Genomic DNA, 23696 nt, shown 5'->3' on the forward strand with positions numbered 1-23696 from the left:
CGCCGCGGGAGGGGATTCGGGCGGCTCAACCGCTCCGGGCGTCTGATCAGCCGGTGCGGCCGCCTTGGGGTCGGGCGCCGGCGCTTTGCGCTCCTGCGGCATCATCATTCTCCTTTGCCGTTCTCAGCCGGCTTCGCGGCGGGAATCGTACTCTGAGGGGCGGGAGTCTCGGGCGCTGCAGCGGATTCATCCACGGCGAGCACCGTGATGCGGCCCGACGCGCCGCGCGCGTAGAGCGCGGGGCGCGAGAGGGACGCCGCCTCGATGGGCGGCACGGCGTAGTCGCCGGGGAGCGCCGCACGCACGGTGTAGGTGAAGCTCATCGGATCCCAGCTTGAGAGTTCGGGCGAAAGCCACTGCAGCCGCTCCTCGCCGCGCCGGAAGGTCTGCGCCCCGTCGGGACCCGCGCCCGCGGGCATCGCGTAGACGAAGCCGCCCGGGAGCAGGTCCGTCACCGTCACGTCCCGCAGCGCCTCCTCACCCGCGTAGGCGCGCAGGCGCACCCGCACCGTGACGCGCTCGCCCGAGCGGAAGGTGGTCTTGGGTCTGCCGTCGGCGCCGAGGAACGTACGTTCGACTTCGATCCCGCGTCGCACCGCCGCGAGAGGCTTCCCGTCGGCGGGCCTGAGCCACCCGGTCTGCGAGGCCTGCCACCAGACGTAGGAGGAGTCCGCGAGGTGCGAGACCGTCACCTCGAGGCATCCCGGCGCCGTGAGGGCGGCCGAGGCCGCGGAGACTTCGGCGCGGTCCTGCGTTTCGGGGAAGCCCGCCGCGCGCTTCGTGCAGACGAGCTCGGGGGCCTGCGGGGCCTCCGACTGCTCGGCCTTCGCAAGCCCGCCCACCGCGGGCTGCATCAGGGCCGCAGCCGCGGCGCCCGCGTAGAAGGCCGGGAATTCGCCCGTCTTGAGGTTCTGCGCGAAGTCTTCGAGCGTCATCGAGAAGAGGAACTTCGCGTTGGCGTTGGCGAGGAGCCCGCTTTCAGAGAGCGCAAGGGCCGCCAGGGCGGTCGCCGTCTCGGGCGTCCAGGCGCCGCCCGCGCGGGCCGTGGAGATCGGTTCGGTGAGAAGGGACGCGGCCTCGGCGCGCAGCCTGAGCTGCTCGTAGGCCGCGGCCATGAAGGCCGCCGCTGCGTCGCGCTTCCAGTCGGTGAAGCGCTCCTCGAGCGACGCGCGCAACGCCTCGAGGTACTCCGTCGTCATCGTGCCTTCGCGGGTGAGCACCCAGAGCGCATAGGCGCTCGTGCGCGCCTCATCGAGCGTCTGCGGCTCCGTGTTGAGGTTCTCAAGCATCCGCTCGCGCAGCGCCGCGATGAGTTCGGTGGGCACGCCGCCCGAGCGCGCCGTGAGGAGCAGGTAGTCGAGCGACCACGCGGTGAGCAGCGGGTCGGCGGGCCCCCAGGAGAAGTGCCTGACGCCGTCCCAGGCGAGGCACTGACGGATCGCGCCGATCGCGGTCTCGGTGCGTCCGCGCGCGGCGGCGGCGACTCCCGCGAGCCCCTTCTCGCCCAGGGGCGCGAAGCGCGCGGCGTCGGGGTCGGCGGCGATGAGCGTGAGCGGGAGCGCCGCCGCGATCGCCTCGGCGGGCGTCGTGAGCCAGAGGGCCTTGCCGTCCCGCCCGGCGTCGGCGAAGGGGGCCGCGAGCTCGGCGACAAGGGCCGCGGGGACGGTCGAGACCGTGAAGCGCGTTTGGGCGTCCTCGACGTAGGTTTCGGTCGGGAGCGTGAGCTTCGGGGCGTTCTCGGCCGTGAAGCTGTTCTCGAGCCGGCCGCCGTAGATCCGCTCGGCCCAGACCGAGGCGGGCCGCACGCCCACTTCCGCCGTGCGTTCGGCCGTGCGCTCGCTCGAACCTTCGGCGGTCTGCTCCTGGGCCTTCGCGCGGAAGGTAAAGCGCGCCTTCATGGGAGCGGCGGGGGCGGTGAAGTCAAGCGCCGCGGAGGCGCCGCCCGCGGTCGGGAAGGCGAGCGCCGCTTCGGTCTTTTGCGGCGTGAAGCCTCCGGGTGCGGCGATCTCGAGCGCGCCCGAGGCCGTCGGGAAGGCGGGCGTCACGACGGCGCCCGCGCGGAAGCGGTCGCCGGGCGAGACGGCCGCGGGGAGCACCGGGCTGATCACGAGGGGCGCGGCGATCCGCGCGCCCGCCTCGGTCGAGCCCGCGAGCACTTCGGAGGCGCCCAGCGCGATGAAGCGCACCGCGCCGTTGAAACCTTCGGGGAGCTCCGCCTCGAGGGTCTTCGCGTCGGGGCCCGTGCGCACGAGCCCGCCCCACCAGACGGCCGAGGCGCCCAAGGACCGCGCGAAGGGGTTGCCGAAGCCCGCGGCCGCCTTGGCGGCCGCTTCAAAGTCGCCCCCGAAGGGGCTCGTGAGGGCCGAGACCGCGGAGGCGTCGGGCATCAGGTGCGAGAGCGTCTGCCGGGTCTCTACTTCGAGCGCCCGGTCCTCCAGGAGCGCCGCGACCGGGTCGGGGCGGCGCCAATTCGTGAGCGAAAGAATCCCCTCGTCGACGGCCCAGACGAAGACTTCGGCCGGGGCGTCGGAGCGCAGCCTCACCGGAATCCTGCGGCCGCTCTCGAGCTTTTCGGGCACCTCGACCGTGAGGCCGAGGCGCTTGTCCTTCGTGTTGATGACGACGGGAAGCGCCGTTTCCGTGAAGCCCTGGAGGAACTTCTTCGCCGCCGCCTGTCCGCGCACGAGCGAGAGCCGCACCCAGGCGCGGCCGGAGAACCCCTCGGGCACCTTCGTCTCGATGAGGTTTTCGCCCGCCTTCACGGACGTCCACTGCGCCGAGACGACGCCCGCGGACTCGAACGTGACGAGCCCGAACCCGGCGAAGGGCGAGAGCAGCGAGATCTTCGCGGTCTCGCCCGCCTCAAGTTCGCTCTTTTCGAGCTTTGCGCGCACCTCGGCCGTCGGCAGGGCGTCCGAGGCGGCGTCGGCGAGCGCCCCGCCCGCCGTCGAATAGGGAACACAGAGGCGAAGCGCGCCCGCTTCGTCCGTGACCTTCACCATCCAGTCGCCCGGGGTCCCGGTGTCGAGCGGGAGCGACGCGCGGCCGTTGGCGTCCGTCGTGAGCTCCACCGTGCGCACCGGCTCCGTCACGGGCGTGTCGGTGTAGGCGAGGCGCCCCGAGCCGTCGGCGGAGAGTTCCGTCACGCGCCGGGTCTTCTCAACCGACGCGCGGAGCTTCCAGCCCGCGCGCGGCGCGAGCATCCGGTCGAGGGCGATGAAGGCCATCTCCGCGGCATCCCCCGTGAGGAGGAAGTTCGCGGGCTGCGGCGTCTTCTCGAGCTTCCAACCGAGTGCGGCGTCGGCCGGCAGGAGCTTGAAGGCGAGCGTCTTTTCGACGGCGCCGCCCCCTTCGGCCTCCAGCCCCGTGAGGTGCAGCTGCGCCTCGGCGAAGCCCGGGAGCGCGAGCGACTCGATGGGGAGCGTGAGCGTCGCGTCTCCGGCGGCCGTCGTCGCGGCTGCAGGAACCGTGAGGCGCTTCGCCGGACCCGACGGTGCGGCGAGCCCCGCCGCGGGCGAGTCGAAGCGCCAGCCTTCAAAGCCCGGGAAGGTTGTGGAGGCGAGCGGCGTCACGAAGAGTTCGCCTTCGATGCGCCGCCCCTCGGCGCCCGCTCCGAAGAGGCTCGTGAGCTTCGCGGACACCGCGAGGAGGCCGGGCTTCACCCAGGCGGCCCGGCGTTCGTTTTCCGGGAGCGCCGCCGTGAGGGAGAGCGTCTCGGGCGCGAAGTCGGCGACGTAGACCGCCGTCGTGGAGAGCGCCGCGTCGACGCCCGAGGCGAAGACGTCCATCTTGATGCGCCCGGGCGAGGTGCCCGCGGGCACCGTCCAGTCGAACTGCGCGAGGCTGTCCTTCGAGAGCTGCAGGCGCCGCGTTTCAACGACCTTTCCGGCGTCGTTCGTGAGCTTCGCTTCAACGGGAAGCCCCTCGGGGAGGACGGAGAAGTCGAGTTCGCGCATCCCAAGGCCGAAGTGTACGGTCTCGCCCGCGCGGTAGATGCCGCGGTCGGCGAAGGAGAAGGCCGCCATGCCCGCTCCGGCGGTGTGCCGTCCCCCCGTCTGCCAGCGGACCGTGGGCGAGAGGTTCGAGCCGTCTTTGAGCGAGATCCACGCGAGGTCCGTGCCCTTGGAGCGCACGAGCACCGCCGCGGGGGCAAGCTCGCGCTCGAGCCCCTTCGTGCTCTTGAAGTGGGCGCGGCCCGCCGCGTCCGTGTCCACGGCTTCGATCACCGTGCCGTTTTCCGCAATGAGGCTCGCCTTGAGGCCCGCCGCAGGCTTTTCGTCGCCGAACCCCGCGGCGAAGACGTCCACCGTGCCGTCGGCGGACGTCTTGGCGATGAGGGCGATGTTCGTGAGGAGCAGGCGCTTCTCGGCGGCCGCAACCACCTCTTCCTTGCCGTCCTTCATGCGCGTGCCCGTGAGTTCGACCTGCCAGAGGCCCGGCCCCGCCTCCATCACTGCGTCGGCGAGGTCGATCGAGGAGAAGCGCGCCTTGCCTTCCGTGGAGGCGCCGAGTTCAATTTCGCCCGTCTTCGACGACGTGTAGGCGTCGGGCGACGTGGCGTTCATCACGTCCCAGCCGTCTGCAGCGAGCGCGAGGAAGCCGTCGCGCACGCGTGCGACGCGCCATTTGATTTTCTCAACGCCGGTGGAGTAGAGCGAGAGCGTCCAGCTCCCCGAGAGCGTGAGCATGTGGCCGGGCTGCAGGAATTCAATCGCGCTCGAGGTCTTCGGGAGGAGGAGCACCGTGGACCAGGGGTCGGCAAGCCCCTCGGTCTTGTCGGGGCCCCAGCCCTCGGGAAGCGACAGGTGCAGGAACGCGCCCGGACGCGCCTTGATGCGCAGGCGCACCTTGTCGGAGAGCGCCGCCGTGCCCGGCGCGGGCGCCGCTTCAACGGGCTCGGCGCGCGAGAGGATCTCCTCGTCGATTACGGGCGCGTCCGTCCAGACGGCATCGCGCTGCGCGTCCGCAGTCATCTTTGCGGGGAGCTCGAGAATCCGCAGGTTTTTGAGGAGCTCGGCCGGATCCATCTGCAGCGACGCGGCGACCTCCACTTCGTATTCGGTGTTGAGAGCCTCGTCGCGCACGGCCTTCACGTCCGCGCGCTTCACTTCAAAGAGGTCCGCCGCTCCGGGAATGAACTGCGAGACCTTCACCGTTTCAAAGCCCTTCGGGACCGAGACGCGGCCGTTCGTCTCCTCCGTGCGGGCGGCGACGCCCGGGATGCGCGCCGTCACCGCGAGCTTGTGCGCGGGAAGCGCGAGGAGCTTCACCTTGACGTAGACGCTCGCGCCGTCGTCCGACCAGACGAATTCGGGCTGAGCGGTCTTGAGGCCGCTCTCCTTGGCGAAGTCGAGCGCAAAGGCCCGCTCGACCTTGGCGCGCTCCGGCGTCGTCGTGAAGGAAAATTCAAAGGCGGCCCAGCGGTCGCCCGCAACGCGCGGGTCGATCCAGACCTGCCCGTGGGCGGAGAGCGCCGTGAGGGGCGGAGTCTCGACCGTCACGAGGCTTCCCGCCATCGTTGCGCGAAAGGGGAGCGGCAGTCCGAGAAGCGAGGCCTTGAAGACCTGCCCCGGGCGCCAGGCGTCCTTCGGCTCGAAGGCGAGCGAGGTTGCGCCCGTCCACCGCCAGACGCCCGGGACCGCCGGGGTCATCACGACGCCTTCGGCGACGCTTCCCGCGCGCCCGAGGCGCAGCGTGCACTTCGAGCGCCAGTCGCTGCCGTAGGCCTTGCGGCAGGCGGCTTCGTCGGGCTGCAGTTCAATCTGGATCGGCCCCTTCGCCGAGGCCGGAGCGTAGACCACGGGCTTCAGCCAGACCGAAGCGTCATTGAGGGCGGCTCCGGCTGGCCACGCTGCGGATGCGGCCGCGAAGAGCGCGAGGCAGAGCGCGGCGGTGCGGGTGGGCGTGAAGGACTGGAGCGAAGGGAAGCGGCGCATGAAGCGGTTCTCCGGATTCGGTGAAGGGATGCTCGGGGCCGGCGGTGGTCGGGCTCTTTGGTGGGAGTTCGAAGCGCCAGGAGGTCGGCGGCGGAGGGCGTCGAACATCATTGTCGCCCCGGAACTCCGCAAATCAAAGTGTCGGGCCGCTCCGGAGGGCGGGTGCAGGGGGCGGGAAAACCGCGTTTTGTAGGAATGGTGAAGGGCATCTCGTTGTTGTTCAGTGATTTTTTCGTGATTTCGACTCAGGAAAAAACTGATGTCCAACCGGCGCGCATGCAGGCGTCTTGAGCGTGTTGCTGCGCGGCGGAGGAATGCCGACGAAGGCGGCGCGGGCCGATGCGGCCGGCGCGCCTACGCAAACTGATGTTTATTTGCATCTTTATTTGATTAGTGTTAACCCGCATGTAGATACAAATGGATACTTTCTCCTCCGCGCCGGGTTATCTTCTAGGGCTATTGGACTTTTTGGGCCGCTTGCTTGAGATCCCGACCGCTATGTCCGCGTCGGGCGGAGCGTCTCCTTTTAAGACTGCAGGTGAATTCCTCCGGACGCATACGGCCGGCGCAAGCTTTGCTGTTTTCGCAGTTCGCCCGCGAAATGGAGAAAGGGGTGCGGCAGGGAGGTACCGGGGTGTTTCCCCATAGGTGGGGACGCGTTCGGACGAGGAGGCTTCCACTCCCCTCACCACGGTCCGTTTTTTCCAACATCAATGCAAAGTCAGGTCATGAAGGAATCGAAATCAGTAGTCGGTTGGAACACCATCGTATTTGTGGTGGTGGTGATTGGGGGGCTCATCACAGTCTCATGCTTCGGTTTGACTGAAATCTGCCGGTTCGTGACGTCGAACACGGCGATCCTGCTCGTGGGCGTCGGCATCGTTTGTTGGGTGGTGAGGTGGTCGTGGCAGTTCTGGGGTCAGGAGAGCGCCGTCCGTCGGGATCTTTCCGCATTCCGTGAGCTGCTTTCCAAAGAGGGCGAGGAATGGGACGCCGTTCTGAACCAGACCGAGGAGCTCAAAACGCTCCGCCCCGCCATTGAGGCGCTCGCCGACAACCTCGAGCCGAACGAAGGCGATCTCGGAAGAATTCCCGCTTCGAAGCCGCTCCTGACGATGACCCCCGTCGAAGAGCATTTCAACGTCGATACGGTCTACCACGCGAACATTGAGTCGTCGTTCTTCCGGGCTGTTCCCGGCATTCTCACGGGCCTCGGTCTGCTCTTCACGTTCGTGGGCCTCGCCGCGGGCATCTACCTCGCCTACAACGTGGGTGAGGAGGAAAGCCGCTCCATCGCCATCAATCAGCTGCTGAGCGGCGCCGGTCAGGCGTTCTTGAGCTCCATCGTCGGCCTGATCGGTTCCATCGCCTTCCAGATTTGCATGAGGATGACTGAAGACGAGATCTTCAAGGAGATCAATGCGGTCGTCGCGACGCTCTACCGCCGCATCCATCTCTTGACGCCGGAGCGGCTGCAGTACGAGACGCTGCGCCAGCTCACGGAGCAGAACGCCAAGGTGGATCAGTTGGGCGAACGCTGGAACCTCAAGATGGAGGAGGTGTTCGATCGGCTGCTCGCAGAGCAGGAGGCGATGAAGAAGGACCTCGTCGACCGCCTCGTGCTCGCCATTGAAAAGGTGAACATCGCGCTCGAGAAGATGAGCGAGAGCCAGATCGAGCACATCCTTGCAATGCTCGAAAAGGCTTCCAATGCCTTCAGCGACAAGCTTGCGCAGCGCATCGAAGACATGACCGAGGACTTCTCCAAGACGGCGAAGGACCTCAATGCGGCGGGCGACGTGCTGCGCGGCGTCTTTGACCGGATCAACGAGCGCGTGGAGGAGGCCTCCGCCGCCACTGAGGCGAGCCTTGAGAACGTCCGCAAAGAGTTTGACAGGATCGAGGCGTGCATGCGCGAAGGCGGTGTGGCGGTTGAGGGCGCATTCGAAAACGCCGTGCAGAAGGTAGACGCCATGTCCGAGACCGTCACGAAGGCGGGCGATGGAATCTGCACCGCGCTCGACGCATCGTCGGCCGCCTTCGGGACGACCATGGCCGGCACGGCCGAGGCCTTCAAGCAGACGACGGACGCATCGGCCGCCGGGTTCGCCGAAGCGATGACCGCGGCGACGGGGTCGCTCACCGAATCCGCGGACGGCTTCAAGACCACGATGAGCGGGGTCACGGAAGAGTTCCGGACGACGCTCACGGGTACGGCCGGCGCCTTCAAGCAGACGACGGACGCCTCGACCGCCGGGTTCACCGAGGCGATTACCAGAACGACCGAAGGCTTCAGGCAGTCGCTTGTCGGGACGGCCGAGACCTTCCGCGACATTGCGAACGGTTCGGCCAACGGCTTCCGCAAGGCCGTCGTCGAGGCGGGTGAGGGCTTCAGGGACAACGTGGCCGCGGCCGTCAACTCCGTCGAGGCGCTCCTCGTCGCCTTCGAGGCACAGGCAGAGAAGGAGCGCGACCTCGTCGTCAAGATCGACATGATCGGCAGCTCGCTCACCAAACAGGCCGACGTGCTCTCCGTCATGATCGAGAGCCTCAAGGGGAACGAGGCGACGTGGGCGGAGCTCTTCAGGCAGCTCGCCGAAGAGGCCCGCGCCTCCACGGAGAGCGCGAAGAAGACGCACGAGACGGTGTCGCAGGAACTGCAGTACGCGCTCCAGCAGATGATCGAACAGGCGCGCGAGTTGACGAGCCAGCAGCGCGACATCACGGAGACCGCAGAGAAGCTGCAGAAGCTGACGGACGAGCATCTCACGGAGCTCGCCAAGTCGCTCAAGGCCGTTCACGAGCAGGTCAACCGCATCCTTTCGGAGACCGACAACGGCCTTGCGTCGGCGGTGGGCAGCATGAGCGAGGCGCTCGGCGAGTGGATCGACCATCAGCAGGATGTGAACGCCGTCATGTCCGAAAACATCCGCGTCCTCGGCGATGCGATGGCGCGTAAGGCGGACGACCTCGAAAAGGTCCTCGACGGCCGCATCACCGCCGTGGACCAAGTGCTCTCGAAGAACACCCTCACGCTGAGGAGCGCGCTCGAGCAGCAGACCGCAGAGTTGGGCGAGGTCGTGAAGTCCGCCGTCGCCGCCGGCCGGACCTCCGCAAAGAACTGAGGGGGAGCTGACCGATGATCCGCCGGAAAAGAAGCCGACCGGGCGCCGAGCAGGGCGAGACGGTCAACTACTTAGCGAGCGTCTCCGACCTGATGTCTGGCCTGCTCTTCGTCTTCATCATCGCGCTTACGGCCGCCCTGATGAACACGAAGGCCGCGACCGACGAGGCCGAGTCGAAGGCCCACGAGGCTGAGCTCGCCCGCGCGTTGGCGCAGGAGGAGAAGAAGAAGGCCGAGGAGGCGCTCGCCGCCGCCCGGGCGGCCAAAGTGGAGCTCGAAGCCATCCAGAAGGGCGCTGAGGTCGTCCGCACCCGCCTAATCACCGTTGAGGACCGTCTGCAGGGGAACAATCTTGCCCGGACGGCGCTTCTCACGCGCCTCCAGGAGGCGCTTGAGAAGAAGCACGCCATCAGCGTGAACATCGACGCGACCCGCGGGAAGCTCCGGATCCCCGAAAAGGCCGTCACGTTCGAAGTGGGCCGCAGCGACCTCGACGAGACGAATGCGAAGAAGCTCGAGGACATTGGTGCGGAGTTGGCCGGGGTGCTCCCCTGCTACCTCTCCGGATCGGGCGCGCACGATACGCCGCGCTGCCGTGCGCTCAATCCGAACGGCAACCGGCTCGACGCCGTCTTCATCGAAGGGCACACGGACAATCAGCAGTACCGCGGCGACCGCGAAGGGTCACGCAACCGCACGCTCTCCACGGACCGCTCGAACAAGGTCTACCGGGTGCTCGTCTGGGGCAGCCCCGCGCTTTTGCACATGAAGAACGACCGCGGCGAAGCGCTCTTTTCCATTTCGGGCTACGGCGAGGACCGCCCCGTCGAGGGACACGAGCACGAGCAGCCCACGGACGACGCGGCCAACCGTCGCATCGAGATCCGCTTCGTCTTCGCCGAGCCGAAGATGACCGAAGAGGAGAACGCGCTCATCCGCAAGAGCCTCGACGTGGCGGCACTCTCAAAGTAGGAAGCGGGTGATGCTGGATTTTCTGCTCAACGGAAGGCTCCTCGAAGCGTTTCTTGAAATCGGACGCAAGGGCTTCGGCCGGCAGCGGCTGACGGTCGAGGCGTGCCGCAACGTCGAGAAACTCTGGAAGCGGCGCTCCGACTCGCTTTCGACCGTCGGATCGCTTTCGGCCATCTACGACCGGTTGATTCATGAGGGCGTGCGGGGCGTCTTCACGGACGAAGAGATGCGCCGGGTCGTCAGCTTCATCTTCTACGGGTGCGGGCCGAACCGGCCGCCGCTCTACCGCGATCTCGTGCTCGTGGACTTTGTCGCCGGCTACATCGCGGCGAACGACCCCGACGGGCGCCTTGCCGCCGTCTGGTGCCGTAGCCTCTATCAGATCTGGCCCGGAACCGACGCGGAACTGAAGCCCCTGACCGAGCGCACGCTCTCCCTCGCGAAGAAGGACAAACGCCTCGGCAACCTGCTGCGCTCGGGGTGGATCGACGCGGCGGCGGCCGTGTGCGCCGCGGGGCGCCCCGTCAGCCTCAAGAGCCCTCAGGACTACGTCGCGATCGACGACTACATCGCCCGGGTGAGCCGCAATCTGATCGCGCGCAACAGCGCCTTCACCACCGCGGCGTGGGGGTGCAGCTTCCGGCACTACACCGCCATGGTGCTCGAAGCGGGCAGCGACGGGAAGCGTCTGCAGGAGTGGCTCGGACGGATCGAAAAGGAGGCGGTCTTCGCGGCGCGGCGCTTCCGCAACCTCGACTACGCCGACGACTTCGTCCGCGCCATCGTCTCCCCCTACCGGCAGGGCGAGGGCCGGGTGCCGACAAAGTCCGTGGAGGAGGCGCTCTGGCAGTTCTTCAGCCGCATCTTCGGGGATATGACCGACCCGGCCGCGGCGCGCATCTGGGCACGGATCGACAAGGAGCTGAGGGACCTGATCGACTACTGGCGGCAGGGCCGCGCGCTGATCGGCGCCTTCGACATGATCGGAGCGATCGTTGCGCGCTATGCGACGGGCGACTCCACGGGAGCGCGCCACTGGACGGAGCGGCGCGACTTCTGGCGCGACAAATACTGGAACAGCGGCTACGTGCGCAAAAGCCGGGTCTACGTGCCGACCAGGCACCTCCACTGTCAGGAGGTCCTCGACTACTCTGCCCAGAGCGTGGCGGTGAGCGACGCCGGTTCGGCGCCGGCGGGCAAGTGCGAGCTCTTCATGATCCTCAGCAGCGGCGCGGGCGGAAAGTCCGTGCTCGCCGTGGAGCAGAACTTCAACGGGGCGCTCTTCATCGTGGATCTGGAAAAACATCCGGAAATGAGGGACTACATTCAAAAGAGGCGGCTCCCCTACAACTGGCTGGACTGCCTGAAGCAGACGGGCGAGCGCGTGGAGCACCGCGGGAACTGGGAGAGCACGACGAAGGAGATCATCAACCGCATGCTTGATGCGCGGATCTGGTAGGTGCGTGAGGGAGGGCCGGAACATGTTCGGATTCTTCAGACGGAAAAAGCCTGAGGCGGCGTGCGCGGCGCCTCTGCCCGAGCGCCCGGCGGCGGTCTTCGCCCCCGCGGAGCGCCGCAGTCTCGAGCCCGATCGGGTGCGGACCCTGCGGGAGGCGGCGCTCGCCGCCTTCGACGCGCGGCTCGAAGAGAGCGAAGGCGAGCCGACCGAGCAGCAGGCGCTCTACCGGAGCTTCCTCATGACAGCGGACTGCACCGAGGCGTTCGCCTTCAGGGTGCGCAAGCCCGACGGCGGATTCCTCTGCGTCGAGGAGTGGACGGCCGCGACGGAGGACGTTGCGCAGGAGGTGGCCTTCGCGCTCCTTGACGCGAGCAACGCGGGGGCCGCCTTCACGGAGGATCCCGAGACGCTCGTCGTCCCCGACGTCGTTCTCGCCGGCCTCGCGCTGCCGCACCCGGAGGCGGCGGGCCTCCCGCCCGCGGGCGGCGAATCGGCGCTTCTCTCGACGAAGGGGATTCCCTATTCGTCGAGCTTCGCGGTGGAGATGAACTTCGTCTCCGATTCGCGGCGCCTCATCCGTCCCCGGCGGACCGGTATGGTGCTCGAGTCGGGCGGCCGCGCGCGGCTCCTCTCCCCGGAGCTCTTCATCATTGCGGAGACCCTGGCGGCGTTCGCGCGGGAGAAGAGCGGCGCCTCCGACGAGGAGGGCTGCCGCTTCGCCTGGGCGAAGGCGCAGAGCGTGCTCGCCGGGTCTCCGGCTGCCCTGCAGGCGCTCAAGGAGAAGCTCCGCTCGCGCATCCTCACGGCCGCGCGCCTCACCGTCGAGACGGACGGACGCGGCCGGCTGCGCCCCGTGTTCCTCAAGCCACGCAGCCTCCGGGAGTCGGCGGACGACTTCACGTCGATCCTCAGCGCGCAGGAGAAGCAGGCGCTCATGAAGTACCTCGAGAGCTCCCTGCCGCTCAAGGGCCACATCCCGCTCGCCTCGCGCACGTACGTCTTCCTCACGCCCGAGGCGACCCGCGTCGTCGAGGCCGTGCGCCGCGTGAACAAAAAGCCCGCGGCCGAGCGCCTCGCCTTCCTCGCGAACCCGCAGCGCGCGCTGATGGAGTCCCTCCGGGACGATCCGGCGGTCGCCGCCGACGAGCTCGAGGAGATCGTCGACAACGTCTTCGTCGAGACGCCGGAATTCCTCAACGAGCGCGTGCGGATGCTCGGCCCCTGGCGGCCGAAGTCGCTCTCCTTCGGCGCACCCGCCGCCAACGAATGGTTCGAGGGCGACGAAGACCATTGGGGGCTCTTCATCGACGGCTTCTACTTCTGGGCGACCGAGGAGGAGCTCAGGGACCTTCTCAAGAAGGCAAAGAAGGCTCGCGCGGCGGGCGAGGAAGAGATTGTCTTTCAGGAGAGGACCGTCTCGGTCGCTGCAGTCTCCATTCCCGACCTCAACCGTCTGGTCAAGGAGGCCGAAAAGCGCCGCCTTGACGGGAAGGCCTTCGAAGAGGACGAGTCCGATGACGAGGACGGTGACCGGAGGAAGAAGAAGGACGGCGAGGCGCCGCAGGAATCCGCGCCGGTCCGCTACGGCCCGGACATCAAGGACAACATCGAGCAGCTCGAATATGCGGTGCGCCGCACGCGGCGCGACGCCTGGACGCATGCCCTCACGGGCGTCTGCGGCACGTTGATGCCGCATCAGGAGGAAGCGCTCAAGTGGCTCCAGGGCCTCTGGAACGGCGGCGTGCCGGGGGCACTACTCGCCGACGACATGGGGCTCGGCAAAACACTCGAATGCATCGCCTTCCTCGTCTGGCTCGTTGAAGGCCACCGGCGTCAGGATTTGAGGCCGCGCTGCCTCGTGGTCGCGCCCGCGGGGCTCGTCGCCAACTGGCGCGCGGAGGCGGACCGCTGGGCGCCGGCCGCGTTGGGCGAGCCGCTCGTGCTTTCGGGCGCGGTTCTGCGCGAACTCAAGTCGCTCACGCCTTCGGACCGGGCCGAGCGCCTCGACGACCACGTCTGGTGCATCGCCACCTACGAGGCCGTGCGCAACCACTTTGAGTTCTTCCTCGGCGAATCCTGGACCGTGATGGTTCTCGACGAGGCGCAGAAGATCAAGAATCCGGTCTCGATGCTCACGGAATGCGTGAAGTCGCTCGAGACGAAGTTCACGCTCGCCATGACGGGCACGCCCGTCGAGAACAGCTTCCTCGACGTCTGGTCGATCCTCGACGCGGTCGTCCCGGGCGTCATGGGATCGGCGCGCGACTTCAACGCCCTCTGGTGCGACGACGCGCGCATTGAGGAGTGCGGCCGGGGGCTTCACGACCTTCTCTGCGGCAGCGCGCGGATGCTCGACGAGGCGGGCGCGGGCGGCGCGGTCCGCCTGATGCTGCGCCGCATGAAGACCGACCGCATCCGCGAGCTTCCTTTGAAGCGTGCGGAGCCCTTGCGGGCGGAGATGCCGCCCGAGCAGATCGAGGTCTACGACGACGTGATGCGCCGCGGCCGGGACCTCGGCGCGAAGGAGAGCATGCGCGGGCTGCAGCTTCTTCACCGGCTTGCCGCCGCGTCGCTCTCGCCCGACGATCTCTGGCGGGAAGGCGCCGGCATTTCGAATGCGGAGATCGCCCGTTCGGCGCGCCTCACCGCGCTCTTTGCGATCCTCGACGACGTTCGGGCGAAGGGCGAGAAGGCGGTGGTATTCGTGCTCCACCTCGAACTGCAGCGCAAGCTCGCGCTCGCCGTGCGCGAGCGCTACGGGCTCGACCATGTGCCGGGCATGATCTCCGGGCAGATGAATGCAGAGAAGCGCCAGGCCGTCGTGCGGGCCTTCCAGGATCCGAAGAAGGCGGGCGAATTCGACGTCGTGATCCTCACTGCGCGGGCGGCGGGCACGGGCCTCACCCTTACGGCTGCCAACCACGTCGTTCATCTTGAGCGGTGGTGGAATCCGGCCGTTGAGGACCAGTGCTCCGATCGCTGCTGGCGCATCGGTCAGAAGCGTGACGTCGTCGTCCACTACCCGCTTGCGGTGCTCCCGCACGCCGGGCGACGGAGCTACGACGAGAAGCTCGACGCTTTCCTTGCGATGAAGCGCAGCCGGAGCGAGAACATCCTCGCACCCACGGCCGGCGAGGGAGCAACGCGGGAGTTCATCCACGAGATGCTCGGAGACGATAAGTAGTGAGCGCTTGCTCCTTAAGGGGGCGGACACTGCTGCAGCATGGCGGCCGGGGGTTCTCTGACACGGCGCCGGCTCTGCTTCCCGTCGAGGAGGAAGAAGTTCCGGGGCTAATCAAAGAGGAGGCGAGCGGAGCCGTGATCAAGGGGTGGGCGGTGGGTTTGCACAGAGCGGACGGCATGCCGTTTGGAAAAGTTCGCTTGGTTTCCGCCTCAGTAGCTCACGGAGCACTTGAGGCCCGCGTTGCGGACACGTTCGGCAATGGCGTCGAGCTCCTCGTGCGTCGCCTTTTCGAGAGATTCATCCGGTGTATCCCGATCAATGGTGTAGATCGTGACGAGCATGGGGTTGATCGTCTTGATGGTCTGAAGCCAGGGCAGGACGTAGCGCTCCGTGGTGTTGTCCACCGACTCTCCTTGCCAGGTGCCCTTGAGGAACATCGTCTGTATCGTGCACCGGCCGTGAAACGCACGCATCTTTTCTACAAGCTCGTCAAGATCGTAGCGGTTCTGAGGGCGGTCCACGCGGCGGATGTATTCAACGTCCACCGTGTCGAGTTTGAGGAGCGGATTGTCAACACGGCGGAGCGCTTCAAAGATCTCGGGCTTGATGATGTGCGTGGCGTTCGTGAGGACGCAGATCTCCGCCGCAGGGGCGAGGCGGTCGCGCAGTGCGACAACGTCGTCAACAATCGCCGGGAATTCCGGGTGTCCCGTGGGCTCTCCGTTTCCTGCGAAGGTGATTGCGTTGAGCTTCATCCCCTTGTCGGCTAGATTCTTCAACTTCTTCTCAAGGGCGGTGCGTACGTCTTTTCGAGCAGGCAGCTTCGTGTGCGGGCGATGCGACATGTTGAGCCCGCACTCGCAGTAGATGCAGTCGAAGGAACAAACCTTGCCGTCGGCGGGCAGCAGATTGACACCGAGTGAAGTGCCGAGGCGGCGCGAATGAATCGGTCCGAAAACGGGGCTGGGGAAAAGAATCGTAGGCATGGCTTGGTGGCTGCTGGAGCAGCGGCAAGTGAAGGTGATGTGAATGCCTCTTCAACCCTGGCGGCATGGAGTCCGTCGCCCCGCCCTCGATTCGGAATGAATGCACTAAAAAGACCGGATCGAGGACGGGGCGTCGGATAAGTCGTCACCCGAGCTCTTCGGCAAGTCGTCCTTGAGGCTCCACGACGGGCTGAACATCAAGTCCAGGACGGTTGCGCCGCAGGAGGCATACCGCCGTCATCGCAGCGAGAGAAATGAGCGCTACGCACCAGGTGATGAAGAGATTCCCCTTTGTGAGGCCGGCGGCGAGGTAGCCCACGCCCGCGGCTACCGCGACGAGAACCGCATAGGGCAGCTGCGTCGAGGCATGCGCCATCACGGGAGTCTTCGAGCTTGCCGCTGAGAGGATGCTCGTGTCGGAGATCGGAGACGCATGGTCGCCGAAGACGGAGCCTGCAAGCGTGGCGCCGAGCACCGGGATCGTCATCGACGGATCGGTGGAATAGGTGATCGGCACGATGATCGGCACGAGGATGCCGAAGGTGGCCCAGGAAGCGCCGGTTGCAAAGGAAAGACCGCACGCAATCAGATAGATGATGACGGGCAGGAAGAGCGAAAACTCTGCGCCGAGCATCGAAACCACGCTCTCGACATAAGCCGTGGACATGAGGAGATCGCGGCAGACGCCCGAGAGCGTCCAGGCAAGAACGAGGATGACGTTGGCCGGCAGCATGAGCTTCATGCCGTCGATCGCGCCCTGCATGAAGTTCGCGAAGCTCATGATGCGGCGCGGAACGTAGAGCAGCATGGAGGCGACGAGCGTGCCGAAGGCAGCCCAGCAGAGCGCCGAAGAAGAGGAGGAGTTGCCGATCGCAGCCGGGATGCTCTGGTAGGCCGGGTCTTCTCCCCAATAGCCGCCTGAATAGAGAAGCGCAGTTACGGCGAAGACGATGAGGAGCAGGATCGGCAGCAGCATGTCGATGATACCGCCCTTGCCCGTAGGCGTCTCCTTTTCATTAGACAAAGCGTCGTCAACGGGGATGCTGTTGCGTTCGACCGCCGTCGCCATGGGGCCGAAATCCAGATTGCGCCAGAGCATGAAGAGCATGAAGCCGATCGTGAGCAGCGCGTAGAGATTCCAAGGCACCGCTTCAATGAAGGCCGACATCGTCTGGTTTTCCAGAGGCGTGCTCTGCATGGACGCACCGACGGCGGCCGCCCAGGAGGAAACAGGGGCGATGATGCAGACGGGGGCGGCCGTGGAGTCCACCACCCAAGCGAGCTTTTCCCGCGCGACGCGGCACCGGTCGGCTAGGGGCCGCATCACCGTTCCGACGAAGAGACAGTTGAAGTAGTCGTCGATGAAGATCAGAAATCCGAGGCCGCTTGCAGAAAGGAGCGTCTGGCGCTTCGTCTTCACGCAGCGGCCCGCCCAGGCGCCATAGGCCTTCGAGCCGCCCGAGAGCGAGACCAGATAGACCACTGCGCCGAGAAGCGACGTGAAGATGAGGATCTTGAACTCGAGCGTGCTCACCATGAGTGAGAAGACGACGTCGAGACTGCCGATGAGCAGATCGCCCCCCGTGGCGTACGTATAGATGAAGGCTCCCGCAAGAATGCCGATCAAAAGAGCGGAAACGACTTCCTTCGTAATGAGGGCGATCAGGATCGCGGCCAAAGGAGGCATCAGTGAGAGCCAGCCGGCGTTGAAGGGCTCCATAACGGACCTCACAAGAAAACAGATAAAAAAACGCCGGCGCGGTTTTGAGCGGACACCCAGAAGGAGAACCCAGGATGAAGCCAGATGCCGCTCGGAGGCAATGAAATCAATCCCGCTCAAAAAACCGGCCGGCGCACCCCGAAGGACACGGTTTCTGAATTGAATTCTATGTGAACGTGATTAATTCGACATTGAGGTAAACACGAAGGAAGATTTAATTTATTTGAGCAAAGATGTCGGTTTCGTATAAACGCCGTTGATTTTTGCGGAATATCCGTCCGGCTCTTCGTGGTCTGCTCGTTGAAGAGGTTGTTTTGCGGTTCTGGTGAACGGTGCTCCAATGTTCGAAGTTTATGAAAATATTCATATAAAACAATCTGTTGATCGATTGTTGAGTGAGCGAAGTGCATGGTGTTTATATTTCTTTGGGGTTTTTATGGCTTTGCATCAATTCATCAATTTTATGTTTGTTGATTGTTGATTTATCTAAAATTAGATGATTGAAAATTAAATAAACTCGGTGATTTTGTTGAGATTATTTATAACTAAGAAATTCCTCAGAAATTACACCAATACTTGCCGGCAAATGCGGAGCATAGGATTTCTCGCAAGCAGCGATGGATCAAAGGTAGATTGATTCGTTCCCTTGCACAAGGCGGTTCCCTTTTGCGAATCAAATCAGTCTTCATTCGCTGCTTCAAACCACATCTCAACGATCTTGCAAAAGATCGAAACTAAAGAGGAAATACCATGCGAAAGTTATTTGTGGCGGCCACTCCGACGACTCGCTCCGTTTTTGAATGTGAACGTCAAGTTGTTGACTTCGATACCGCCAATTTCACGCAGGTATCCATCGCCGTCATGACCGCCGACGAAGCTCTCGCCGGCAAGCTTGAACAGGTTGAATCCACCGCCTTCGGCATCCCCATCATCATCGTCAACGAAAACGGCAAGGTTGATCCGTGCCTCATCGGCCGCGCGGCGAGCATCATCGACCGCAAGGCCGACGACGCGAAGCTCTACGGCCGCCAGGTCGACACGCTCGCGCAGAAATACGAAGACTCTGTGCTGCCGCCCTTCTTCGGCAGCCTCGAAGACTATGTCGGCAACGGCCACGCGCAGTTCGACTGCCCGGGCCATCAGGGCGGCGCCTTCTTCCGCCGTCATCCGGCCGGCCGCGAGTTCGCCGAGTTCTTCGGTGAGAACGTCTTCCGCTCCGACCTTTGCAACGCCGACGTCTCGATGGGCGACCTGCTCATTCATGAAGGTGCTCCGTGCCTCGCGCAGCAGAAGGCCGCGCGCATCTACAACGCCGACAAGACCTACTTCGTGCTGAACGGCACGTCCGCCTCGAACAAAGTGGTCCTGAATGCACTCCTCTCGCCGGGCGACCTCGTGCTCTTCGACCGCAACAACCACAAGTCGAATCACCACGGTGCGCTCCTGCAGGCGGGCGCCACGCCGGTGTATCTCGAAACCGCCCGAAACGCCTACGGCTTCATCGGCGGCATCGACGAGCACTGCTTCCACGAAACCTATCTGCGCGACATGATCCGCGAGGTCAGCCCTGAAAAGGCTGAAGAGAAGCGTCCGTTCCGCCTCGCCATCATTCAGCTCGGCACCTATGACGGCACGATCTACAACGCCCGTCAGGTCGTGGACCGCATCGGCCACCTCTGCGACTACATCCTCTTCGACTCGGCCTGGGTCGGCTACGAACAGTTCATCCCGATGATGAAGGACTGCTCGCCGCTCCTCCTGGAGCTCGGGCCTGAGGATCCCGGCATCTTCGTCACGCAGTCCGTGCACAAGCAACAGGCCGGCTTCTCGCAGACCTCGCAGATTCACAAGAAGGACAGCCACATCAAGGGGCAGGCGCGCTACTGCCCGCACAAGCGCCTCAACAACGCCTTCATGATGCACGCCTCCACCTCGCCCTTCTATCCGCTCTTCGCCGCGCTCGACGTGAACGCGAAGATGCACGAAGGCAAGAGCGGCCAGCGTCTCTGGGCGGACTGCGTGCGCGTCGGTATCGAAGCGCGCAAGCTCCTGATGCACACCTGCAAGTACATCAAGCCCTTCATTCCGGCTCAGATCGACGGCAAGCCCTGGGGCGACTACCCCACCGCTGAAATCGCCCACAACCTGCGCTTCTTCGAGTTCGAACCGAAGGCGAAGTGGCACAACTTCGAGGGCTACGGCGACCGTCAGTACTTCGTCGATCCCTGCAAGCTGCTTCTCACGACGCCGGGCATCGACCCGGTGACGGGCCAGTATGCCGACTTCGGCGTTCCCGCCACGATTCTTGCGAACTTCCTGCGTGAGAACGCAATCGTTCCGGAAAAGTGCGACCTGAACTCGATCCTCTTCCTCCTGACGCCTGCTGAAGACATGGCGAAGATGGAGCACCTGATTACTCAGATCGCGCGCTTTGAAGAGTTCCTCGACGCCGACGCTCCGCTCGCGGACGTGCTCCCGTCGATCTACTCCGCGAACGAACGACGCTACCACGGCTACACGATCCGCCGTCTCTGCCAGGAAATGCATGACTTCTACAAGTCGAGGAACGTCAAGCAGCTCCAGAAGGAGATGTTCCGCCGCACGCACTTCCCGCGCCGCGCGCTCGACCCGCAGCAGGCTCACTTCGAGTTCATCCGCGGCAACTGCGAGCTCATTCCGCTCGAACAGGCCGATGGCCGCATCGCCGTCGAAGGCGCGCTGCCGTATCCGCCGGGCGTGCTCTGCTGCGTGCCGGGTGAAGTCTGGGGCAACTCGGTTCTTCAGTACTTCCTCGCGCTCGAAGAAGGCATCAACCGCTGCCCGGGCTTCGCTCCCGAACTCCAGGGCGTCTACATCAAGTCGGATCCCGACGGCCGCAAGCGCGCCTACGGCTACGTCCTCACTGAAGCCCGGGCGAAGGAACTCGGCATCAGCGACTAAGCCCTCTCACTGAACCCCGATGACGGCGGATCCCGATTCCGCCATCACAAAGCTTTTTCAAGACCTACCAGAGGAGACATTTCATGTCCAGTTCCTCGAAAATGAGCGTCACCCAGCTCACACTGCTCACCGCCCTCAACATGATGGGTTCGGGCATCATCATGCTGCCGACGAAACTCGCTGAAGTCGGCACTTTCTCCATCGTTTCCTGGATCATCACCGCGGGCGGCTCGACTGCGCTCGCCTATGCCTTCGCCAAGTGCGGCATGCTCTCACGCAACCGCGGCGGCATGGGCGGCTACGCCGAATATGCTTTCGGCAAGTCCGGCTCCTTCCTCGCAAACTACGCCTACTGCGTGTCGCTGCTCATCGCCAACATCGCCATCGCGATCTCCGCGGTCGGCTATGCCGTCGCGCTCTTCGGTTTGAAAACCTCGCCCGTTGAGACCTGCCTGCTCACGATCGGCGTTCTCTGGATCTGCACCGTTCTCAACTTCAAGGGCGCAAAGATCACAGGCATCATCTCGAACTTCTCCGCCTGGGGCGTCATCCTCCCGGTCGCCGGCCTTTCCGTGATCGGTTGGTTCTGGTTCGACCCGGCCACCTACATCGCCAGTTGGAACCCGAACCACCTGCCCACGTTCGACGCCGTGAGCGCCTCGATCTCGATGACCTTGTGGGCCTTCCTCGGTCTTGAATCGGCCTGCGCGAACTCCGAAGCCGTTGACAATCCTGAAAAGAACGTTCCGAAGGCCGTTCTCGGCGCCACACTCGGCGTCGCCGTGATCTACATCCTCTCGACCAACATCGCCGCCGGCATCGTCGGCAACGCCGAGCTGGTTCAGTCCACGGCTCCGTTCGGTCTCGTGTTCTCCACGATGTTCAACGGCACGGTCGGCAACATCGTCATGGGCATGATGATCATCTCCTGCTCGGGCTCCCTCCTCTCCTGGCAGTTCACGATCGCCCGCGTCTTCAAGTCCTCCGCTGATGAAGGCTACTTCCCGAAGTGGTTCTCCAAGGTCACAAAGGACGACGCCCCGGTGGTCGGCATGACGATCATCGTCTCGATCCAGACGCTGATGTCCTTCATGACGATCAGCCCCTCGCTCTACCGCCAGTTCAATACGCTCGTTGACCTCGCCGTCGTGACGAACGTGATGCCCTACCTCCTCTCGATGGCCGCCGTCTTCGTGATGCTCAAGGCCGAAGGCGTGACGGGCAAGCAGGCGAAGTGGGTGAAGATCATGGCTGTGATCGGTACGGCCTACTCGCTCTATGCGCTCTATGCGGCTGGCTTCAGCGCCATGATGTACGGCGCCCTCGCAACCTTCGCTGGTTGGTTCCTCTACGGTCTTGCCGCCGAGAAGCTCTTCAAGCATCCGCACGACTCCAAGCTTGCCATGGCTGCTGATGACTAAACCATCGCTTAACTAACAACCATCCGCTCTTTAAGAGTTGCTCCTCCCGCTCGCCCGGCACTTCTCCGGACGGGCGGGCCCTCGTTTTTCCCATCACTGATTTTTGGGCGTTTGCAGCGATGACAAGAGTCGTAAGCTCTTCTTGAAATGACTTTCGAGTCTTCGCCTCCAAGGTAGGAATGGGACTCCAAGAAGAACCTCTCTTTCCGGCGCGGGACGACGCAGCCGCAGAAAGGGGAGCCGCCGTACGGGCAAAGCGAGGAACCAAGAATGCACCAACCAAAACGAACAAAAATGAGCGTGACGCAACTGACGCTGCTCACGTCTCTGAGCATGATGGGCGCCGGCATCATCATGCTCCCCTCCAAACTCGCCGAGATCGGCATGATCTCGATGCTCTCATGGCTGGTGAGCGCACTTGCCTCCGGCGCCGTCGCCTACATCTTCGCGCAGTGCGGCATGCTCTCGAAGAAGCCCGGCGGCATGGGAGGCTTCGCTGAATACGCCTTCGGCCGCACAGGCGCCTTCCTTGTGAACTACACCTACGGCGTGTCGCTTTTGATCGGCAACATCGCCATCGCGATCGCCTCCGTGAACTACGGCCTGAGCATGCTCGGGCTCCATTTCCTGCCGCTCTCGGCGTGCATCGGCACCGTGCTGCTGCTCTGGATCGCTTCGGTGCTCAATTTCCCCGGCGTGCGGTTCACCGGGCGCATCACCGCGCTCTTTGTCTGGGCGCTGCTGCTGCCGCTTCTCACGCTCGTGCTGATTGGCGGCGGTTGGTTCAGCTCCGAGCTCTATGCGGCCAACTGGAATCCGAACGGACTCACGGCGACAGCCGCGATTCCGCAGAGCATTTCAATGACCTTCTGGGCCTTTCTCGGTCTGGAATCGGCCTGCGCAAACGCGGACGCCGTTGAAAATCCCGAAAAGAACGTTCCGCGCGCCGTCATCTATGCGACGCTCTTCACGGCATTCATCTACATCGCCAGCACGAACCTCATCGCAGGCATCGCGCCGAACGTCGACCTGATCGAATCCGACGCGCCCTTCGGCGTGGTCTACGCCAAGCTCTTCGGGGACGGCGCATACTACGTGGTCGCGTTCCTCCTCTGGATCGGCTGCGCGGGCTCGCTCGTCTCATGGCAGTTCACGATGTCGCGCGTCTTTCTCTCCTCGGCGCGCGTCGGACTTTTCCCAAGCGTTTTCGGCGAGGCGACGCAGAACGACGTCGCCGTTAAGGGCTTCTGCATCCTTACGACCACGCAGACGGTGCTCTGCATTCTCATCACCGCCGTGTTTTCGGCATGGACCGCCTATGAGCGCATCTCCGATTTCGCCGTCTTCATCACGCTCTTCGCCTATCTCATCTGCATGAGCGGGAGCTTTGCGCTTGCGCAGCAGGAGGGCCGCACTCCGACGCAGAAGACGGCGATGGACACGGTGGGACTCGTCGCCATCACCGCCATTTTGATCTCGGTCTACTTCCTCGAACCGATGACGATCAAGGCGGGCACGATCGTCATCTTCTTCGGTTGGTTCTTCTACGGACTCCAGACGCTGCGGATGAAGCCCAAGGATCAGTAGGCGCTCTTCTTGAAGCCGAGCTCGCTCTCATTGAGCCAGAGCGAGCGGGCGAACTCCATGAAGCGTGAGCGCTTCTTGCCGTCGGAAGCGCTCTTCGAGGGAGCTTCCTCAGCGGGTGCAACCGTTGAGGAGGCGGCGAGATCAGCCTGCTGCGCAGGTTGCGGAATCGCTTCCTCTGAATTGAGTTCAGGGGACGAGACCGATTGAGAGGGCGCGGCCGGTGTCGGCGGAGCGGGTGTAGATTCCTCTGGAACGGGCGAGGGCTCGAGGGCGAGCTGTTCGACCGGCACCACCAGACGGTAGCCGCGCTTGGGCAGGGCTGACGCACGGCGAAGTGGTCACTTCGTCGAACGATAGATCTCCACCA

The 23696-nt window shown here is 64.6% G+C and carries 10 protein-coding genes; 7 read left to right on the forward strand and 3 right to left on the reverse strand.

The genetic code is table 11. The features are described from left to right. Nucleotides 1-104: 104 nt before the first annotated feature. Entirely contained in the window at nucleotides 105-5936 is a 5832-nt protein-coding gene (locus ACT6Y9_RS01500; RefSeq protein WP_443743258.1) for an alpha-2-macroglobulin, read from the reverse strand. 728 nt (nucleotides 5937-6664) lie between these two features. Here ACT6Y9_RS01500 and ACT6Y9_RS01505 point away from each other — a divergent pair. Genes ACT6Y9_RS01505 through ACT6Y9_RS01520 form a run of 4 tightly spaced genes read left to right on the forward strand, consistent with a single transcriptional unit; the run spans nucleotide 6665 to nucleotide 14675 of the window. Next, nucleotides 6665-9061, forward strand: a complete 2397-nt coding sequence (locus ACT6Y9_RS01505) for a hypothetical protein (RefSeq protein WP_443743259.1) — start codon at nucleotides 6665-6667, stop codon at nucleotides 9059-9061. A gap of 14 nt (nucleotides 9062-9075) precedes the next feature. Continuing rightward, nucleotides 9076-10032, forward strand: a complete 957-nt coding sequence (locus ACT6Y9_RS01510) for an OmpA/MotB family protein (RefSeq protein ID WP_443743260.1) — start codon at nucleotides 9076-9078, stop codon at nucleotides 10030-10032. 10 nt (nucleotides 10033-10042) lie between these two features. After that, nucleotides 10043-11491, forward strand: a complete 1449-nt coding sequence (locus ACT6Y9_RS01515; RefSeq protein ID WP_443743261.1) for an EH signature domain-containing protein — start codon at nucleotides 10043-10045, stop codon at nucleotides 11489-11491. A 22-nt stretch (nucleotides 11492-11513) separates the two neighbouring features. Continuing rightward, nucleotides 11514-14675, forward strand: coding sequence for a DEAD/DEAH box helicase (locus ACT6Y9_RS01520; RefSeq protein WP_443743262.1), 3162 nt, complete (start codon nucleotides 11514-11516; stop codon nucleotides 14673-14675). A 209-nt stretch (nucleotides 14676-14884) separates the two neighbouring features. Here the strand turns inward: ACT6Y9_RS01520 and ACT6Y9_RS01525 are convergent, their stop codons facing one another. Both ACT6Y9_RS01525 and ACT6Y9_RS01530 read right to left on the reverse strand, forming a co-directional pair. Further along, nucleotides 14885-15661 (reverse strand): radical SAM protein, encoded by a 777-nt coding sequence (locus ACT6Y9_RS01525; protein ID WP_443743263.1) that lies wholly within the window; start codon nucleotides 15659-15661, stop codon nucleotides 14885-14887. 145 nt (nucleotides 15662-15806) lie between these two features. Continuing rightward, on the reverse strand, nucleotides 15807-17381 hold the full coding sequence (locus tag ACT6Y9_RS01530; protein ID WP_443743264.1) for a Na+/H+ antiporter NhaC family protein: 1575 nt from the start codon (nucleotides 17379-17381) through the stop codon (nucleotides 15807-15809). A gap of 750 nt (nucleotides 17382-18131) precedes the next feature. Between ACT6Y9_RS01530 and speF the strand changes: the two genes are divergently transcribed. The 3 genes from speF to potE (ACT6Y9_RS01545) all read left to right on the forward strand — a co-directional run bounded on the left by speF (nucleotide 18132) and on the right by potE (ACT6Y9_RS01545) (nucleotide 23329). Beyond that, nucleotides 18132-20321 (forward strand): ornithine decarboxylase SpeF, encoded by a 2190-nt coding sequence (speF, locus tag ACT6Y9_RS01535; protein ID WP_443743265.1) that lies wholly within the window; start codon nucleotides 18132-18134, stop codon nucleotides 20319-20321. A gap of 83 nt (nucleotides 20322-20404) precedes the next feature. Further along, nucleotides 20405-21742: a putrescine-ornithine antiporter gene (gene potE, locus ACT6Y9_RS01540; protein ID WP_443743266.1), complete on the forward strand. Its 1338-nt coding sequence runs from the start codon at nucleotides 20405-20407 to the stop codon at nucleotides 21740-21742. Nucleotides 21743-22012: 270 nt separating this feature from the next. Further along, a complete protein-coding gene (potE, locus tag ACT6Y9_RS01545; protein ID WP_443743267.1) occupies nucleotides 22013-23329 on the forward strand; it encodes a putrescine-ornithine antiporter in 1317 nt (438 codons plus the stop codon). Nucleotides 23330-23696 lie beyond the last annotated feature (367 nt).

Origin of the sequence: Sutterella sp. (assembly GCF_052272535.1) — a bacterium.
In the GTDB taxonomy this organism is placed as follows: domain Bacteria; phylum Pseudomonadota; class Gammaproteobacteria; order Burkholderiales; family Burkholderiaceae_F; genus Sutterella.

Bases quoted from the DNA above. Each gene is read 5' to 3' on its own strand.
- ACT6Y9_RS01500 (WP_443743258.1), bottom strand. From the start codon at position 5,936: ATGCGCCGCTTCCCTTCGCTCCAGTCCTTCACGCCCACCCGCACCGCC.
- ACT6Y9_RS01505 (WP_443743259.1), top strand. From the start codon at position 6,665: ATGAAGGAATCGAAATCAGTAGTCGGTTGGAACACCATCGTATTTGTG.
- ACT6Y9_RS01510 (WP_443743260.1), top strand. From the start codon at position 9,076: ATGATCCGCCGGAAAAGAAGCCGACCGGGCGCCGAGCAGGGCGAGACG.
- ACT6Y9_RS01515 (WP_443743261.1), top strand. From the start codon at position 10,043: ATGCTGGATTTTCTGCTCAACGGAAGGCTCCTCGAAGCGTTTCTTGAA.
- ACT6Y9_RS01520 (WP_443743262.1), top strand. From the start codon at position 11,514: ATGTTCGGATTCTTCAGACGGAAAAAGCCTGAGGCGGCGTGCGCGGCG.
- ACT6Y9_RS01525 (WP_443743263.1), bottom strand. From the start codon at position 15,661: ATGCCTACGATTCTTTTCCCCAGCCCCGTTTTCGGACCGATTCATTCG.
- ACT6Y9_RS01530 (WP_443743264.1), bottom strand. From the start codon at position 17,381: ATGGAGCCCTTCAACGCCGGCTGGCTCTCACTGATGCCTCCTTTGGCC.
- speF (WP_443743265.1), top strand. From the start codon at position 18,132: ATGCGAAAGTTATTTGTGGCGGCCACTCCGACGACTCGCTCCGTTTTT.
- potE (WP_443743266.1), top strand. From the start codon at position 20,405: ATGTCCAGTTCCTCGAAAATGAGCGTCACCCAGCTCACACTGCTCACC.
- potE (WP_443743267.1), top strand. From the start codon at position 22,013: ATGCACCAACCAAAACGAACAAAAATGAGCGTGACGCAACTGACGCTG.